The 17,425-nt window shown below is 66.0% G+C and carries 16 protein-coding genes; 9 read left to right on the top strand and 7 right to left on the bottom strand.

Annotated elements, in window-relative coordinates; all coding sequences use genetic code 11:
- Positions 1–11 precede the first annotated feature (11 nt).
- From ACOGXQ_RS09200 to ACOGXQ_RS09190, 3 genes are all read left to right on the top strand, one after another.
- Positions 12–467, top strand: coding sequence for a phosphotransferase (locus ACOGXQ_RS09200; RefSeq protein ID WP_419947109.1), 456 nt, complete (start codon positions 12–14; stop codon positions 465–467).
- A gap of 193 nt (positions 468–660) precedes the next feature.
- Positions 661–1,344, top strand: coding sequence for a hypothetical protein (locus ACOGXQ_RS09195; RefSeq protein ID WP_419947108.1), 684 nt, complete (start codon positions 661–663; stop codon positions 1,342–1,344).
- 74 nt (positions 1,345–1,418) lie between these two features.
- Positions 1,419–1,844, top strand: a complete 426-nt coding sequence (locus tag ACOGXQ_RS09190; protein WP_419947107.1) for an SRPBCC family protein — start codon at positions 1,419–1,421, stop codon at positions 1,842–1,844.
- Between the two features lie 126 nt (positions 1,845–1,970).
- Here the strand turns inward: ACOGXQ_RS09190 and ACOGXQ_RS09185 are convergent, their stop codons facing one another.
- Together ACOGXQ_RS09185 and ACOGXQ_RS09180 are read right to left on the bottom strand one after the other, a co-directional pair.
- Positions 1,971–2,330, bottom strand: a complete 360-nt coding sequence (locus ACOGXQ_RS09185; protein ID WP_419947106.1) for a hypothetical protein — start codon at positions 2,328–2,330, stop codon at positions 1,971–1,973.
- Positions 2,331–2,407: 77 nt separating this feature from the next.
- Positions 2,408–3,100, bottom strand: coding sequence for a hypothetical protein (locus tag ACOGXQ_RS09180; protein WP_419947105.1), 693 nt, complete (start codon positions 3,098–3,100; stop codon positions 2,408–2,410).
- A 96-nt stretch (positions 3,101–3,196) separates the two neighbouring features.
- On the opposite strand from ACOGXQ_RS09180, the gene ACOGXQ_RS09175 reads away from it, so the two are divergent.
- The 3 genes from ACOGXQ_RS09175 (at position 3,197) to ACOGXQ_RS09165 (ending at position 4,987) form a co-directional block, all read left to right on the top strand.
- Positions 3,197–3,622 carry an SRPBCC family protein gene (locus ACOGXQ_RS09175; RefSeq protein ID WP_419947104.1) on the top strand — a complete coding sequence of 142 codons (426 nt, stop codon included), beginning with the start codon at positions 3,197–3,199 and terminating at the stop codon, positions 3,620–3,622.
- Between the two features lie 193 nt (positions 3,623–3,815).
- The gene (locus ACOGXQ_RS09170) at positions 3,816–4,469 is read left to right on the top strand and encodes a Panacea domain-containing protein (RefSeq protein ID WP_419947103.1); all 654 of its coding nucleotides are present in this window, start codon (positions 3,816–3,818) and stop codon (positions 4,467–4,469) included.
- A 20-nt stretch (positions 4,470–4,489) separates the two neighbouring features.
- A complete protein-coding gene (locus tag ACOGXQ_RS09165) occupies positions 4,490–4,987 on the top strand; it encodes a GNAT family N-acetyltransferase (RefSeq protein WP_419947102.1) in 498 nt (165 codons plus the stop codon).
- Here ACOGXQ_RS09165 and ACOGXQ_RS09160 read toward each other — a convergent pair.
- From ACOGXQ_RS09160 to ACOGXQ_RS09150, 3 genes are all read right to left on the bottom strand, one after another.
- Positions 4,956–5,222, bottom strand: a complete 267-nt coding sequence (locus ACOGXQ_RS09160) for a hypothetical protein (RefSeq protein ID WP_419947101.1) — start codon at positions 5,220–5,222, stop codon at positions 4,956–4,958. The two genes, ACOGXQ_RS09165 and ACOGXQ_RS09160, sit on opposite strands and share 32 nt — an antisense overlap.
- 29 nt (positions 5,223–5,251) lie before the next feature.
- A complete protein-coding gene (locus tag ACOGXQ_RS09155) occupies positions 5,252–5,665 on the bottom strand; it encodes a putative toxin-antitoxin system toxin component, PIN family (protein WP_419947100.1) in 414 nt (137 codons plus the stop codon).
- Between the two features lie 702 nt (positions 5,666–6,367).
- A complete protein-coding gene (locus tag ACOGXQ_RS09150; RefSeq protein ID WP_419947099.1) occupies positions 6,368–7,402 on the bottom strand; it encodes a hypothetical protein in 1,035 nt (344 codons plus the stop codon).
- 558 nt (positions 7,403–7,960) lie between these two features.
- On the opposite strand from ACOGXQ_RS09150, the gene ACOGXQ_RS09145 reads away from it, so the two are divergent.
- On the top strand, positions 7,961–8,383 hold the full coding sequence (locus ACOGXQ_RS09145; RefSeq protein ID WP_419947098.1) for a hypothetical protein: 423 nt from the start codon (positions 7,961–7,963) through the stop codon (positions 8,381–8,383).
- A 92-nt stretch (positions 8,384–8,475) separates the two neighbouring features.
- Here ACOGXQ_RS09145 and ACOGXQ_RS09140 read toward each other — a convergent pair whose 3' ends face one another.
- Positions 8,476–11,904, bottom strand: a complete 3,429-nt coding sequence (locus ACOGXQ_RS09140; protein WP_419947097.1) for a choice-of-anchor R domain-containing protein — start codon at positions 11,902–11,904, stop codon at positions 8,476–8,478.
- A 460-nt stretch (positions 11,905–12,364) separates the two neighbouring features.
- The gene (locus tag ACOGXQ_RS09135; protein WP_419947096.1) at positions 12,365–12,967 is read right to left on the bottom strand and encodes a cadherin-like beta sandwich domain-containing protein; all 603 of its coding nucleotides are present in this window, start codon (positions 12,965–12,967) and stop codon (positions 12,365–12,367) included.
- 244 nt (positions 12,968–13,211) lie between these two features.
- On the opposite strand from ACOGXQ_RS09135, the gene ACOGXQ_RS09130 reads away from it, so the two are divergent.
- Both ACOGXQ_RS09130 and ACOGXQ_RS09125 read left to right on the top strand, forming a co-directional pair.
- Entirely contained in the window at positions 13,212–14,525 is a 1,314-nt protein-coding gene (locus ACOGXQ_RS09130) for a 4Fe-4S dicluster domain-containing protein (RefSeq protein ID WP_419947095.1), read from the top strand.
- A gap of 10 nt (positions 14,526–14,535) precedes the next feature.
- On the top strand, positions 14,536–17,424 hold the full coding sequence (locus tag ACOGXQ_RS09125; RefSeq protein WP_419947094.1) for a molybdopterin-dependent oxidoreductase: 2,889 nt from the start codon (positions 14,536–14,538) through the stop codon (positions 17,422–17,424).
- Position 17,425 lies beyond the last annotated feature (1 nt).

Raw genomic sequence — 17,425 nt, 5'->3', positions numbered from 1 at the left:
GCAGCAGCCCATTGCTTGAACGTGGCGAGCGGCACATTGCGTCGCGAGCGCAGCGTGATTTCAGGCTCGCGCGGACCGCTGCGGAAGGTCGCCCGCATCTCGGCAACAGTATTTCTTGCTTCGTTCAGGAGTGCTGGCGTCAGTCTCTGGGCCAGGTTGTGTGCCACGGCGACATAGCGCCGCGCCACACCGTGTTCGCCGGCGGGCGGGTGATGGCGTTCATCGACGGGGACGGGATCTTCGTCTCGACGCCGATGTGGGACCTCGCTCACGCCGTCTGGCAGTTCGCCCCTGTCGGCGACGATGCCGATCGATGGCCGGGTGGTTGGCCGAGCCCACCCGACCGGTCGGCGCGCATCGCGGCGCTGGTGGGCGGCTACAGGCTGGGCGCCGAGCGGGCCGTTGAGTTCGCGGACATGGTGGTGGAGGTGATCGCCGGGGCCGCGGCTGCCCAACCCGAAGGGTGATCCCAGTCCCGCGAGAAAACCATGCGTGTCGTCTCGGAAGCCGACAGTACGGTGCGATGGCAGCTTGATTCGGGTTCGCAGCGAGGAGCACCCACTTGGCGGTGCCTGAAGTGTCGAATCCCGAAAAGACGTAACCCCGGCCGTTTGCCGAAGCAGGGACGGTTCCGGGGTGTTCGAGAGCCACCTTAGATCCATGACGTCAGCGGCACAACCACCCGCCTTCGATATCGATGTCGTAGCGGAGCGCATCACCGTCGAGCGCATGGGCCCCTATCTCGACTCCGCGTCGGGCGACCTCTCTGTGGCCCTGAGCCTGTACGACTGGAACAGCGCTGTGGCAGGCGCAGTGCATGCAGACCTCGGTCGGCTCGAAGTCATACTCCGCAACGCATTCGACAGAGCACTGAACGACCTCGCCGCAAGCAACGGCTGGACGCAACCGTGGTACGACCACGATCTGCTGTTTCGCCGTCGCCAACGCGAGGCCATTGACACTGCAGTACAGCGTGCGGGCCATCGCGGTTCCGGCTCCTTCACCCACGGTGGGGTCATCGCAGAACTCGGATTCGGCTTCTGGAGGTTTCTCTGCGTGCCCGCCTATCTCACGGCTCTGTGGGTGCCGGCCCTCGCATCGGCGTTCCCCCAACATCCCGCCCAAGGTCACGCGCGCCGCATACGTGCTGATGTCGAACGGCGAATGCAGGGGTTGCATGTTCTCCGCAACCGGATCGCCCATCATGAGCCGATCTTCCGCCGCGATCTGGAGCGTGATCACATTCAGTTGCTGGAATTGATCGGGTGGATATGTGTGGATAGCCGCACGTGGGCCACCGCCGTCAGTCGCACCCCTGGGACGATCGCCGAGCGATCACACTGAAGCACGCCGGGCGGCGTGCGGATGGAGGGCGCCCGGGTGCTCGGGGGCACAATGGGCCGTCGGGGAGACACGTCATGGCGCAGGCATTCTCGGTCGCGGAGATCATCGGTCACCCGGCTCCGCACGTGTGGGCCGCCCTGGTCGACTGGCCGAACGCTCACCGGTGGATGCCCGGGATCGACACGATCGCCGCCGATGGGGAGACCGCCGAAGGCACCCGGCTGACGTTCCGCGCTCGTGGCAAGGATCGCTCCAGCACCATCGTTCGATGCGTCGCCGGGCAGTCGATCGTGCTGCGTTCGGTTCAGGGCGGCGTGAGGGCGGACTACGCCTACGAGGTCCACCCCCATGATGAGGGCACCTCACCCCTCACGCTGACCGCCGACTGCCAGAGCACGGGCGTGCTGTGGCGTGTGATGTGGCCCTTGGTGCGCATCGCCATTCGAGCGTCCGACGCCAAGCAGCTCAGACTCCTGCGGGCCACGCTCGAAGACGCCTGACCGCGTCGGGCCGCGGCGTTGCGCCGGTCCTTGGGGACGCAGGTTCTTCGGTCGGCTGTAGAACTCGAATTCTTCAGCGGGTGTCATGTACTCGGTGTTCGTTGCAGCTGCGAGTGCGCATGTGAGCTACTCGCGGGCGGGCACGATTCGCAGTTCCACGCCTTCCGTGTCGCAGAGCGCTTGCCAGTTCCTGCCGACATTGCCTTCGATGACATGAAGAGGGGTCTGGTGGTGAATTGCGGCAGCGAGGAAGTCTGCGGCGAGCCGGTTGATGCCGGAGCCATGGCGACGGAGCACGTCCACTGCCAGCGCCGCGTAGGGCCGCGGGTCTACAACCTGAAGAACCTCTGGCGGCGGCGCCGATGCGTATCGGATGACCTCGTCGGTCGCGAGCCGGGAGATCTTGCCTGGCCGTGCGATCTCGCTGCGCTGGCGGATGTTCCTGCGCAGCACAGTCAGCAACCTCACGTAAAAGGCCCATGCCACCGACGGAACCTCATCCGGCCAAGTGGCGCTCGCCTGTCCCGCCAAGACTCTCACCGCGAGCCCGTCGTCGACGAGGATCACTGGTCAGCGGCAGTAGAGAGTTCCGACCGCACGGGGTCCGGCTCGACAAAGAGGAGGGTCGGCCCGTCGATCCGCGCATCCCGGGGAAGCCAAATCTGCAAGGTGTTCGGGCTCGGCTCAGTGGGGCGCTTCTTCAGTCGCAGCGTGAGAATCCGCTCGATGCGCTCCATCAACGCCGATGTCCAGTTCGCACTCTGAGGTTTCTCGGGAATCGCGACTCGGTAGGCAACGAAGAAGCGCTCGGGGAGGAGATCCGCTGAGAGGGGCGGTTCGTCGCCGAAGACCTCACGGCTGATCTCCTCGTAGTTCTCGGCGATCTCGGCGAATGCCTGTCTGATTTCGGCGTCGCTCATCTGAGCAGTGAGTTCTTCATCGCCCGAGCCTCGTGGCAGGGCCTGTTCCTGGACCGTGGCTTCGGCGGCTCCTGGCGACGGGTTGGCCGCATCGAGGCCAAGATCAGGGTCGTCTTCGAGCGTCTCGCGGCTCTCGTCCGCGTAGTGCTCGGCGATCTTGGCCATGCGATCTTGGACCGTCTCGTCCGAGCCGAGGGGTTCCTGCTCGTGAGCGATCCGGAGCCAGTGAGTGAGCAGGGACGAAACCAAGACATCGGGTGTGCTGCGAAGCTCGTGGGCGCGCTTGTTCAGGAATCGAGCCAGTTCAGCGTCAAGCTCCAACTTGAGCTGCTCCATGTCCGAAGCGTAACGACAGCCCACTCAGAGCGCCGACCGATTTACCGGGGACACCCGGGTGCTCGGGGGCACAATGGGCCGTCGAGGAGACACGTCATGGCGCAGGCATTCTCGGTCGAAGAGATCATCGGTCACCCGGCTCCGCACGTGTGGGCCGCCCTGGTCGACTGGCCGAACGCTCACCGGTGGATGCCCGGGATCGACACGATCGCCGCCGACGGGGAGACCGCCGAGGGCACCCGGCTGACGTTCCGCGCTCGTGGCAAGGATCGCTCCAGCACCATCGTGGGATGCGTCGCCGGGCAGTCGATCGTGCTGCGTTCGGTTCAGGGCGGCGTGAGGGCGGACTACGCCTACGAGGTCCACCCCCATGATGAGGGCACCTCACCCCTCACGCTGACCGCCGACTGCCAGAGCACGGGCGTGCTGTGGCGTGTGATGTGGCCCTTGGTGCGCATCGCCATCGGGGCGTCCGACGCCAAGCAGCTCAGACTCCTGCGGGCCACGCTCGAAGACGCCTGACCGCCCGCGCTGCCGTCAGCTCATGACGCGCCGAAATTCAGTCGACAGGACCCGCGGCAAGAGGCATTCTGATGTTGCGTCGCCGAGCGGCGCAACCTGCCTGAACCGGACCGCTGCAGCCGGCGCCCCGGGAGGGCCACTGGCAGGACAGGGTGCTCCTATAGCTTGAATTCTTGAGGAAGGAGGTGCGGAAATGGCCGATGTGCTCAACGTCGCGGCGAGCATGGTTGCTCGCGAACTCGAGATGACGTCGATGCGGCTGCAGAAGCTGCTGTATTACGCGCACGGATGCCATTTGGCCGAGCATGGCGTGCCTCTTTTCTCCGACAGGATCGAAGCTTGGTCCAATGGCCCAGTGGTCCGAACCGTCTTCCGTGAGCACCGGGGATGGAGGACGCTGCGTCACCCGTGGCCGGGCCCCCCGAAGGCGGGCGGTCCAGAGGCGCTTGAATCACACGAGTCAGACACTCTCGAAATCGTCCAACGAGCGCTCGCCGACTTCTCGGCTGATGACCTCGTCGCTTGCACGCACGGAGAAGCACCGTGGCGCGACGCCCGCGGGGAGTTGCCTGAAGACGCTTGGTCGGATGCCGCCATCTCGGACACGTCGATGAGCGACTTCTTTACATCGGCGCTCATGTCCCGCAGAGAGCCGTCACCAGATGAGTTCGGACCCGCGTTGGTCAGCCTGTACTGCGAATACGCCGCCCGTCGGGCATTCATGCCTCTCGTATTCGCAGACTCGGACGAACTCGAACAATGGCACCGGCAACTCGACAGCGCCCCAGAACATGTAGACGGCCTCCGCGCATTCATGAATGCGCCCTCGGTGTTCGACTCTGCGTGACAACCCAGTATTCGCGGCCCGTGCCGTTGAGTCGGCAGCATGACACGCGCACGTTCACGTCCCGGTCCGAGGATCAAACCAGATGGCTCCGAGGTCACGCCGCGCAGCAGATAACGCCTGGTGGGACGGCGAGGACCTATGTGGTCACGGCCTCCGCGAACTCTCGTGAGGTGGCGGCCTACTTCGCATGGTGCATGACTGCGGAGATGATCGAGAATCTGCCCGAGAGGTTCACCGTCGGCACCGGCAGGTATCCGCAGCCGTACGCGCTGTTGGCCCGACTGGCGGTCGACGTGAATCATGAAGGGCGCGGCTTGGGCAGCAGCCTCATCCGCGATGTCCTCCGTAGGACGCTCGCCGTCAGTTCCGAAATCGGATGCCGCGGCCTGCTGATCGATGCGGAAACCGATGACGCATCACGCTTCTACCGGCGTCTCTTCCCCGACTTCGCCGAGTCGCGCACTCGCCAGCGGCGTCTGTGCATCCTCACCAAGCAGATTCGGTCAGCGCTGGACTGAATCCGAAAAAGGCCACCCCGCTGACGTTCCGCGCTCGTGGCAAGGATCGCTCCAGCACCATCGTGCGATGCGTCGCCGGGCAGTCGATCGTGTTGTGGCGTGTGATGTGGCCCTTGGTGCGCATCGCCATCGGGGCGTCCGACGCCAAGCAGCTCAGACTCCTGCGGGCCATGATCGAAGCCGGCTGACCGCCCGGGCCGGCATCGGCGAACAGCTCCGCCCGCTCATCGCCCATGGTGCCGTTGGCTGAGCCGGCTTGGTGATCTAGTGCCGCGGTAGCGGTCTCAGAGTCTTCTCGAATTCTGACGGAGTGATCACGGGCGGAGTCTGCTCCTCCCACTCCAAGAGGTCTTTGTCTCTGCTCACGATGCAGTCAGCGCCCTGCTCTCTCGCGAGCGCTATGAGATAGTCGTCGTCGCCGTCGCGGGTCCATTGCTGAACGTCGGTGGGGTCCGGCATAAGGCCGATTCCCGTGACCAAGCGCGAGATCATCCTGTTTGCGAGGTGGTGGTCGACGCGCTTTATCACTTGCGGCCGGGTCGTCAACACTTCGAGGACTTCGTCGAGCAGTTGCTGGCAGGCGATGACCTCGATTCCTGAGCCTGCGAGCCATCGTTGAAAGATGCGGTGCGGCGAGCCCTTCGTCATCACGGCCGACACGTACACATTCGCGTCCACCACAACTCGCATCGGGCTGGATCAGCGTGCTCGGCGAGCTCTGCGGACCTGGCGTACTGCCCAGATCGACAAGTGCTGCGTAGCTGTCCGTCACCCGGGCGACGTTATGTCTGGCGGCGTTTTTCACCAAACGAATAAATCGGGTCCCCAACGCGGTGCCCAGCTTGGCCGGCCTGTCGACAGATCGGCTCGCGGCGGTGCTTTCTTGTGGACAGGTGGCGGAATCCTGCTCAAGTGGGCCGGCATCGAATCGTTAGCGTCTCGACCAATAGGTACGCCGGGAAGGGAGAGTGCTGATGGCCAGAAAACGCCGCTCGAGACGTAGGCCGTCCCGGGATTCACGCCCGACCTACACAGGCGGCTACTCGCCCAATCGCCGTGTGAACCTGGCTGACTTGCCGAAGGACATGTTCCGTCCCAAGGACCCGTCGTGACTTAAGTCGCGCGATCGGCTCATGCGTTTTCGCAGGTCAGAAGGCTACGCACAGCAAGAAATCATGTGACTTGACTGATGGCAGACCCCAAGACAACAGACGAGCTCATCAACGGCACCCACAGCTAGTGGTGCGTCGGCAATTTGCACAGGGCCTGCCGAAGCCTGTTTCCGCAGGTCAGCGGGCCGCGACCTGCCCGCAAGAAAACCGCGACACACCACTAGTACCCCTGCGCCGTTCGACCCGAAGCGGCGGCAACGAGGCAGTCTCAGTCTTCGATGACGGTTGGGTTGCAGGCTCCGTCGTAGCGAGCTTGCAGAGCGTCGAGAAACTCATCGGCAGAGTCGAAGACTGGGCCGAACCGGCCGGTCGCTCGGTCAAGTTCGATCTGCTCTTCGCCTTCTTGCCACTCCGGCGTCCAGTACCAAGCTTGATTGGGGTCGCGCTCGGCAATCGAGTCGGGCAGCTTCGGGCTGCGCCGTTGCGCTCGTCCCTGTGGCCGCAGGTCCTCGGGAATTGTCGGAGTGAGGACCAGCGTGTCGCTGGTGTTGGCCAGTCGCAGGTAGCCAATCGGCAGGAACATGAACTCGCCGAGTTTCGCGAGCATGGGCCAGCCGAACGCAATCGGGGCCAGCTTCTCATTTGCGTTTGCTGGGTCTCCGTTCAGCCATGCGTAGAGCAGACCTGTCGCCGCCGTCGCGATCCATGTCAGGAATGCCGGCCCAGGCCGGTAGCCGTAGCCGACCATGCGAAATGCGCCCCGGAAGACTCGCTCGAAGGCGAACACGCGAAGTCCCCGGTGCTGCAGGCGGGCGATTGACCAGTTGAGCCAGGCACGAGAGTTGCCCGAGTTGACCCGTCTCCCGCCGACGTCGGAGAGCCGGGCAATTCGTTCTGCGCGTTCGCGGATCTCGTCCCGTGACAGAGGCCGTTTGGTCCACGGTACGAGAATTCCCAAGGGCACGCGATGTGTTCGTGTGTCCTCGCCGACAACGCGTCGAACGATCCGACTGAGAACCTTCCGGCCTCGCGCTGGCAGGCAACGCAACGGTGTGCGCTCACTGGCAGCGCGTTGGACCGTTCGACCCGAGATCTCCAGAACGCGCGGTTCGGTCAGGTAGTCGATCCTGTCGGCATCAAGGTGGCTGACGTCTACGTCAGTGAGGTGTCCTGCGCTCTCGGTGACATTGAGCGGCGTCCTGATGTCATAGACGGCGAACTGCGATGTCCCGTGCCTCTTGCGGGGCCTCTCGACGCCACGGATTCGCGCCCCGAGATGTTCGAGCCTTCGTCTTTTGTCCACCTCAAAGAGAACGCGTGATCCCCTGTAGTCCTCAGCGACCCAATTGGAAGGTTGCAAGTGAGCCTGACCTGAGTGTCGTCGCCCGCTGCGACGACGTTGACGGGAGCACGTTCTGCGTTGCAAGCCGCGTCGAGTCTCCAGTTTCCGCCCGTGAATTCGACATCTGCACTGTGCACTAGGCCCAGTGTCAAACCGGCGGCCGCGGGGTAATCGGAGGCTGCACCACAACGAATCTGTCGGATAGGCGCCCGAACGGTGCAAATTCCTGTTCTGCGGGCCTGTGGAATGATGACCAATCGGAAGTCGTCGGCGATCTCGACACCATCATCGACCTCGAGCGAGAACGGCCGGTGGGGCTTCACGATCAGCTCGTCGTGGTCAGGAGCGGCGACGATCTTCAGGCGCGCCTGATTCTGTGCGGGGTTCGCCCGGGGGACGGGCTTCGCCGAGGGTCCCAGGCCGTCGCTGCGGGCCAGGTCATGTGCCACGGGGACATAGGGGCCGCCATCAGTCAAGTCGCGTGATTTTCCCCCATGCGCAGGTCTCTGACCTGCGAAAATGCGTGAGCGGATCACGCGACTTAAGACGCGGCAGACCCATAGCGCCGCGCAACACCGTGTTCGCCGCAGGCGGGCGACGGCGTTCATCGACTGGGACGGGATCTTCGTATCGACGCCGATGTGGGACCTCGCGCACGCCGTGTGGCAGTTCGCCCCTCTCCGCGACGATGCCGATCGGTGGCTGGGTGGCCGGCCGAGCCCGCCCGACCGGTCGGCGCGCATCGCGGCGCTGGTGGGCGGCTGCCGGCTGGGCGCCGAGCGGGCCGATGAGCTCGCGGACATGGCGGTCGAGGTGATTGCCGGCTGCGCCCGCTCATCGCTCGCGCCGCCAGTGGGGCTGCTTGAGTGGCTGCGGATTGGCTTGGATGCGCCTCCGACACGGATGCCGCCTAGACCTGTGCCGGCGCCCCCGCAGGCATGACCCCCACTGCCAACACCGCCAGCGCCCCCCCGACGGGCCAACCGGCTGCTCAGCACACCGACGCGTACCGTCCCGCTGCGACGGCGCCTGTCTCATGCGTCACCGCCGGCAGATGCGACTGCTTGGGCGCCGACCAGACGAGCGGTCTGCCAGCGGTCTTTGCCGGCTATGCGAACCAGACCGTGCTCATACACCTGATGAACCTTCGCGGGAGACACAGCAGCAACGCCGCCCACGATGAACCCCGGCTCGGCAGCCGATCGCAGACGAGCCAACTGGTCAGCGGGAATCGCCCGCTCATCGCTGCGATCACCAGCCAAGACAACACAATCGGTGCCCAAAGCCCCGGCCAGAGTCACAGCGCTGTAGCGATCAGACTCCGAGGCCTCGTCCGCGGCGACCACAATCGGGATGTCCCCGCTGCAATCGGCGTCGAAACCCTCCGCGCCAGCCGACGCAGCCACATCGACAGCATCAACGCCGCCGCCGACAACCACCGCCTCCACCCCCACTAGACGGGCGGTATGCCAACGATCGTCGCCGGCCAGACGCTTCAAGTCATAACCGGCGACCTTCGAATCCGGCACAGCAGCCGTGCCGCCGACAACATAGCCAGGCAAAGACGCCGAATCCAACCGAGACCGCTGAACAGCAGACATCGGCTGATCACGGCCGCCAGCCAAGACAACACAATCGGTGCCCACCACCCCGGCCAAGGTCACCGCGCTGTAATGATCAGACAGAGCGGCTTCATCCCCAGCGACCACGATAGGAACATCCCCACTGCAATCTGTAGCAGCAAGACCCCCATCACTCTCACTCACAGCCGAATGCAACTCGGCACCTTGCCCACCAGCCTGCCCAACCTGCCGCCGCCCGACCTGCACCTGCTGCTCCCCAGCCTGCCCCTGGGCCTGCCGCTCCCCAGCCTGCTGCTGAGCCTGCTGCTGTTGCCCGGACTGTCCCTGAGCCTGTTCCTGCTCGGCCTGCTGCTGAGCCTGCTGCTGTTGCCCGGACTGTCCCTGAGCCTGCTGTTGCCCGGACTGCCCCTGAGCCTGCTGCTGCTCAGCCTGCTGCTGAGCCTGCTGCTGCTCAGCCTGCTGCTGAGGCTGCTGTTGCCCGGACTGTCCCTGAGCCTGTTCCTGCTCAGCCTGCTGCTGAGCCTGCTGCTGTTGCCCGGACTGTCCCTGAGCCTGCTGTTGCCCGGACTGTCCCTGAGCCTGCTGCTGCTCAGCCTGCTGCTGAGCCTGCTGCTGTTGCCCGGACTGTCCCTGAGCCTGCTGTTGCCCGGACTGTCCCTGAGCCTGCTGCTGCTGGGCCTGCTGCTGAGCTTGTTCCTGCTCGGCCTGCTGCTGCTCGGCCTGCTGCTGCTGAGCCTGCTGCTGCTGAGCCTGCTGCTGCTCGGACTGCCCCTGAGCCTGTTGCTGCTCGGCCTGTTGCTGTGCGATGGGGCCTTCACCGGGCACGAACTGCACAGTCGCAGACTGCGACTCAGCCGCTCGATCGACGGTGACGGTGTACACGGTGACTGTGCCGTCGGGCGCAGTCACCGTGATCGTGACGGTGTTGGCGCCCTCCGCAAGGCCGACCTGGTGGCCGTCCGTGACGGTGTCGGCGTCGGCGGGCGAGACGACGACGTCGGCTTCGTCGTCGAATGCCTCATAGGTGAGCGTGGCAGAGCTCACCGTGGCGGCCGCCGTCGCCGAGTAGTCCCTGGTCCCCCAGTCGAAAGCCCCGAAATCGACGCCGCTCAGCGCCAGCGACGACAGACCGCCGACTGGCGTGCCGTGAATCTGGAGCATCATGGAACGGTCTGGTTGGGCCGTGTAGGAACCGACGGCGGATGCGCTGCGGCGCCACACTTGGTGCTCGATGCTCCAGCCGGGATAGAAGCGGTCCTCTCCGTCGAACTCGGTGACCGTCCAATGGACGTGCTCGCCGCCGGTCGCGGCGGATTCGACAACGATCCAATAGCTGGTGGAAGCGTCAAGCCTGGTGCCCGACGGCGCGGTGTAGGAGTACTTCTTGGGGCCCGAGCCCGCATCGAGCGAGGCGGGCGCAGTGAGCGCGGTCGCGGTGCCGGTGCTGGGTGATGTGCCGCTGACGAGGCTGACCGCCGGGGCGGCGACATCGCTGCCGAGCTCGGTTTCGAGGCGGACGTCGACGCTGGTCAAGCTGTAGCCGTCGGTGTTGCTGCCGGTGGTGAACCGCTGCGCGTGGTCATGGTCGACGAGGGCTTCGGCGGACTTCTCGTATTGGCCGGTGTTGCCGACCAGGACCGGGCCGTCGTTGTCCACAAAGCTCACCGTGGTGGACCCCGCGGCGGTGTGGCCCGACGGCGGGGCGCCGAAGCTGATCGTGACCGATTCGCCGTCGTCGTCGTCGCTGTCGTTGGCGGCCGAAACGGTGAAGGTCGCCTTGGTCGCAGCCACGTCGAAGGTCACCGACGCGGGGATCGCGGAGTGGTCTTCGGCTGTGGCGCCGCCGCCATAGGAGACGCTCAGCGGGACCGTCACCGCTGTCGTGGGCGCCTCGGGGATGACCGCTTCCACGGTGACTGCGGCGCCGCCCTCCACAGCCGCATAGGCCGACGAGCCGAACGTGATCGCCGTCTCCTCGGCCACCGACACCGTGTAAGGGCCGTTGTCGGTGCCGTGCCCTGTGACGGCGATGAAGTAGCTGCCTGCCGAAGCAGGCTCGAACCTGACGATGGCCTCGTCGAAGTCGTAGTCAATTTCATTGGCCGGCCGTGCCGAGGTCCTCGCCTGCTTGGCGCCCGAGGAGTCGTAGATGCCGACGATCTCCGCCATCATGTGGGACCGCCCGAAGCGGTACCTCATGGCGCTGCTGAAAGGACGCGCGGTCATGGTCACGACGTAGTTGACGTCTTGCTCCAAGACGACCTTGATCCAGTCCACATCGAAGCCGAAGTCGGCGTTCCCGTCGATGGAGCCGCCCACAGTCACCGTCCCGGTGGTCGCAGTGGTCGAGGGGAAGTCGTCGGTCAGCGACTTGAGCTCCACGTAATACGAGTCATGGAGCGAGAGACTCCCTCTGTTCACCGAGATGAAGTGCGTACCGGTCTCGCTGACCGAGAAGCTCTGGTAGTTGCCAAGTCTGTCCCACTGGTCGTACGCGTACCTGATCTGGCCCAGGCCGGCACTCTGTTCGTACGGCCGGTTCGTGCCCGGCAGCACATCGCCCGTGCTGTCATACACCCCGGTGAGGACCCGCTGCGACCCGAGGATCGCCAGATAGCTCTGTCCCGCTGTGGCCGAGAAAGAGAACCAGTCCACGTCGTTGTCAGACGTCTGCGTGCCGCTGACCTGCGCGCCGCCAACGGTCACCGAGCACGCAGTCGCCGTGCTCGCAGCGCAGTCGGCCTCCTCGGCCTGCGCGGAGGCGGGTCCGACCGCCACGACGGCCGCCAGCAGCCCGAATGCGAGCACAGCAACAGCTATTCGACGAGTGGACCGACATGGCGGCCAGACGCTCCGCAATGACTTGTCCAAGGCTCCCATGAGCAGCTCACCTACAATCCACTTCAGGCTCATCCTGAGCCGACTCTACTAGATGGTTGTTTCCAAGGGGTCAGTGCAAACATCTATAGTGAAAGATACTGAAATATATGCAAAAGGATATTGAGCGCTCAGGAACACGGGCGCGAGCAGCGGATGTCCGAGCCGGAGCTGAGCCGGAGCGCAAGGTCGGCAACGGACTCAGGAGCCGAGCAACCCGCGATACGGAAGTCATCGATGTCTCTCGATTCTTCTTGGTCTATTGCACACTCAGGTTTCCAGCGCCAACCTTGGAGCTGACCATCTAGGAGGGTGGTCGGAAAGCCGCTATTTCGGCGTTTGTCAGATGCAAACCCGCAGGTCAGGGACTTGCTGTGTCGGCAAGATCCCCTTTTCCGACCACCCTCCTAGCAGGATGCTGAAAAGTCGATTCTCGGGCGGTGTCCAGTTGCAAACCCGCAGGTCAGGGGCTTGCGCTTCCGGCCGGACCTGCATATTTCAGCATCCTGCTAGACCTGTGCCGGCGCCCCCGCAGGCATGACCCCCACTGCTCGGCACCTTGCCCACCAGCCTGTCCAGCCTGCCGCCGCCCGACCTGCACCTGTTGCTGCCCGGCCTGCTGCTCGGCCTGTTGCTGCCCGGCCTGCTGCTCGGCCTGCTGCTGCTCGGACTGCTGCTGTGCGATGGGGCCTTCACCGGGCACGAACTGCACAGTCGCAGACTGCGACTCAGCCGCTCGATCGACGGTGACGGTGTACACGGTGACTGTGCCGTCGGGCGCAGTCACCGTGATCGTGACGGTGTTGGCGCCCTCCGCAAGGCCGACTTGGTGGCCGTCCGTGACGGTGTCGGTGTCGGCGGGCGAGACGACGACGTCGGCTTCGTCGTCGAATGCCTCATAGGTGAGCGTGGCAGAGCTCACCGTGGCGGCCGCCGTCGCCGAGTAGTCCCTGGTCCCCCAGTCGAAAGCCCCGAAATCGACGCCGCTCAGCGCCAGCGACCGCAGCAGCGCGCTGTCGGGCATCCGGTACGCGAACAGCCTCGATTCGCCGCTGCCGTTCGACACGCGGAAAACGCGCAGTCAAAGACCGACCCGCCGGGTCGTCAACCGGGACTTCACCCGGCCTGCGCAAAACAGGGTGAATCAACCCGAGTGCAGATCGGTCACCGCAACGCACTCGATTGGCGGTTGCGACTGATCGGTCATGATGACCGGTGAGCCGTGTATTCGTGAATTGTTCGCAACGCGAGCGGCGCGAAAGACACGTTCGGTGCGCTGCCGCGGCCGCCCGCTGTGCGATCCTGTGTGCATGACGCGCCTCGGGTTCCTGCTGGACAGCGGCGCGTGCATCGGCTGTCACGCATGCACGGTCGCCTGCAAGAGCGAGCACGACGTGCCCTTGGGCGTCAACCGCACATGGGTGAACTACGTCGAGACGGGCGAGTTCCCCGACACGCAGCGGCACTTCGCAGTCATGCGCTGCAATCACTGCGACGACGCACCGTGCATCTCGATCTGCCCGACCGGGGCGCTGTTCAGGGCGTCGAACGGAGTCGTCGACTTCGACGACTCGCGCTGCATCGGCTGCAAGGGCTGCATGAATGCCTGCCCCTACGACGCGCTCTACATCTCGCCGCGCACCAACACGGCGCACAAGTGCAACTTCTGCCAGCACAAGCTGGAGGTCGGGCTGGAACCCTCGTGCGTGTCGGTCTGCCCGACCCGCGCTATCACCGTGGTCGACCATGACGACCCGAACGACCCCGTCGCTCAGCGGATCCAGAGCGAGGCCCTGCCCGTGCGCGCGCCTGAGCGACGCACGCTGCCGAAGGTGCATTACGCGGGCACGGCGCCCGAAGCGCTCGACCCTCTGGCTCGGCCAGTCGCGCCCGACGGGCTGATCTGGTCGGACTGGACCGGCAGCGCCGCGTGGCCCCAAGGGGGCAGCCAGAGCGGCACTGCGGGCACCCGCACTGCCTACACCGTGGCGCACGCCGAGCCGTGGGGCGCCAAAGTCTCCGCCTATTTCGTCACCAAGGGCGTGGCGGCCGGCGTGATGCTGTGGGCGATGGCCGCGGCGCTGCTGGGCTGGGACGACCGCACCGCAGTGGCCACGGGCCCTGCCGCCATCGCGCTCGTTGCGCTGGCGGTCACCGGTGTGCTGCTGATCGCCGACCTGAAGCGTCCTGAGCGCTTCTGGTACCTGTTCACCAAGGGGCGACTCCGCAGCTGGATCACGGCGGGCGCGTGGGTGATCATGGCCGACGGGTTGCTGGTGACGCTGTGGGGCATCGGCGGGCTGTGGGGCGGCTCGACGTGGTTTGCCGTGCTGATCGGCCCGACGACGCTGTTCTCGGTGGCAACGGCCGCATACACCGCGCTGCTGCTGCGCCAGTGCCGTGGCCGGGTGCTGTGGGCGGATCGCCCGGTGCTCGCGCTCGTCGGACGGCTGGTCGGAGAGTCGGTCCTGGGCGGCGGCGCCGTCTGGGCGGCGTTCGTGGCGATGCGTGCCGATGCCGCCGTCTTCTCGTGGACGCCGGTGGCCGCGCTGGCGGTCCTGGTGTGGCTGTGGCGTCACGACCGAGCATTCCTGCGTGAAGCACAGGCGGTGCCCCTCTCATGAGCGAGCTGTCATGACCGATCAGCATCACGCCCCGGATGCCACGGACGTCGCGGACGCAGCGATGCGCCTCGGCTCTGCTGTCCCGCACAGCGAATGGCACCACTGGACCGAGCTCGATGCTGCCTCGTGGCCAGAACGCGTCGAGCGCAACTACACGTTGGTGCCCACGACGTGTTTCAACTGCGAAGCAGCCTGCGGGCTGGTCGCCTACATCGACCGGGACACCGACGAGGTGGTGCGCTTCGAGGGGAACCCCGTTCACCCCGCCTCGCGCGGTCGCAACTGCGCGAAGGGCCCGGCCACCATCAATCAGGTACACGACACCGAGCGGATCCTGCACCCGCTGCGCCGTACCGGCGAGCGAGGCGGCGGCGGCTGGGAACGAATCGGCTGGGACGAGGCGCTGAGCGAGATCGCCGAGCGCATCCGGACTGCGATCATCGAGGGCCGCCGAGACGAGATCATGTATCACGTCGGGCGTCCGGGCGAGGACGGTTACACCGAGCGTGTGCTGGCGGCGTGGGGCGTCGACGGGCACAACAGCCACACCAACGTCTGCTCATCGAACGCACGCGTGGGATACGCGAGCTGGATGGGCCACGATCGGCCCTCGTCAGATTTCGCCAACGCCGAGGTGATCTTTCTGATCTCGAGCCACCTCGAGGCGGGGCATTACTTCAATCCCCACGCGCAGCGCATCATCGAGGGGCAGCAGCGTGGCGCCAAGGTCATCTGCGTGGATCCGCGGCTCTCCAACACGGGGGCCAAGGCAGACCATTGGCTGCCGGCTTGGCCGGGGACCGAGCCGGTGCTGCTGCTCTGCCTCGCACACCTGCTGATCGAAACCGGAACCTGGGACCGCGCCTTCGTGCACCGCTGGACGAATTGGCAGACGTACCTGTCACGGACGCGTCCCGACTTGGCGCCCGTCTTCGAGTCTGTCGAGCGGGCACTGCTCGACGCCTATGCCGACTACACCCCTGAGCGGGCAGCCGAGCTGTGCGGGCTGGATCCCGATGAGCTGCGTGAGATAGCGGCATTGATCGGCGGCGCACAGGGCCGATTCGCATCGCACAACTGGCGGGCGGCCGGGGCGGGCAACCTCGGCGGCTGGCAGACGGCGCGCTGCCTGTTCTTCCTCAACGTGCTCACCGGCTCGGTGGGCACACCCGGCGGCACGACCGGTGCCGGCTGGCACAAGATGAAGCCGCCGCCGCCGCTGCGACCGCCTGCGGTGGGCCACTGGAACGAGCTCTCCTGGCCGCCGGAATACCCGCTCTGCCATCACGAGATGTCGATCCTGCTGCCGCACTTCCTGCGGGAGGGCCGCGGTCGCCTCGACACCTACTTCACCCGCGTCTACAACCCGGTGTGGACGAACCCCGACGGCTTCAGCTGGCTGGAGGCGCTGACCGATCCAGAACGCGTCGGCTGTCATGTGGCGCTGACCCCGACCTGGTCCGAAACGGCGTGGTTCGCCGACTACGTGCTGCCGATGGGTGTCGGCTCGGAGCGCCACGACTTGGCATCGTTCGAGACCCACGCCGGCCAGTGGCTGGGATTCCGCCAGCCGGTCATGCGCCGCTACGCGGAGCTCAGCGGGCGCGACGTCGGTCCGCACAGCCGGACCCACGAGTTCAACCCGGGGGAAGTCTGGGAGGAGAACGAGTTCTGGGTCGACCTGTCATGGCGGATCGACCCCGACGGATCCCTCGGCATCCGCGAGTGGTTCGAGAGCCCGTCGCGGCCGGGTCAGCCCATCAGCGTCGATGAGTACTACGGGGCGATCTTCGCCGACGAGGTCCCGGGACTGGCAGATGACGCCGCAGCGGTCGGCCAGACCCCGCTGGAGTTCATGCGTGACCGGGGGGCGTACGGCATCGAGGGCGACCACTATGGCCACCACGAACGCGAGGTGGCACAGTCGCAGCTGCTGGGCGCAGTCCTCGGCGACGACGGCGTGTACCGGCCGCAGCGGGACATCGGCGCTGCGGCAGCGCCGCTTCCCCCGCTGGGCGACGGCTCGGTCGGGGTGCATGTGGCCGGCACTGCCCGGCAGGGCTTCCCGACGCCGTCTCGCAAGCTCGAGCTGTACTCGACCACGCTGGCCGACTGGGGCTGGCCCGAGCACGCAACGCCCGGCTGGATACCCAGCCATGTGCACTGGCAGGAACTGGACCTCGCCGGCGATGAGCGGATCCTGTTGCCGACCTTCCGGATCCCGACGCTGATCCACACCAGGTCGGCGAACTCGAAGTGGCTGGCCGAGATCAGCCATCGCCACCCACTGTGGATCCATCCGTCCGACGCGGAGGCGCTCGGCATCGACGTCGGCGGGCTGGTGCGGATCACCACCCGCATCGGCCATTTCGTGATCTCGGCATGGCGCACCGAGGGCATCCGCCCAGGCGTGGTGGCGGCTTCGCACCACATGGGCCGCTGGCGGCTCGACCCTGCGGCGGGCACCGGCCAGCCGGCTTCGGGCAGCAACGGCGAGAGGCCGAGGTCTTGGGCCGGCGGCCCAGCGGAGATCGATCGGGACGGCACAACGTGGCGGCTGCGGCGCACCGGATCGATGACGCCGTTTTCGTCAAGTGATCCCGACTCGGAACGGGTGTGGTGGAACGACACAGGCGTGCATCAGAACCTGACGTTCTCAGTGCAGCCCGACCCGGTCTCGGGCATGCAGTGCTGGCATCAGCGCGTACGCGTGAGTCCGGCCGAGGCCGACGACCGCTATGGCGATGTGGTGGTGGACACGGCGCGTGCGGCGGAGGCGTACGCCGACTGGCTGGAGATGACCCGGCCGGCGCCGGGACCTGGCGGGCTGCGGCGCCCGTTGTGGCTCTCGCGCCCGCTCAAGCCCCAGGCCGAGGCCTACCGCTTCGATCAGGCATGAG

Origin of the sequence: Candidatus Poriferisodalis sp. (assembly GCF_965208485.1) — a bacterium.
In the GTDB taxonomy this organism is placed as follows: domain Bacteria; phylum Actinomycetota; class Acidimicrobiia; order Acidimicrobiales; family Poriferisodalaceae; genus Poriferisodalis.
Note: the sequence above shows the minus strand (reverse complement) of the source record. Positions and strands in the feature narration are given on the sequence as shown.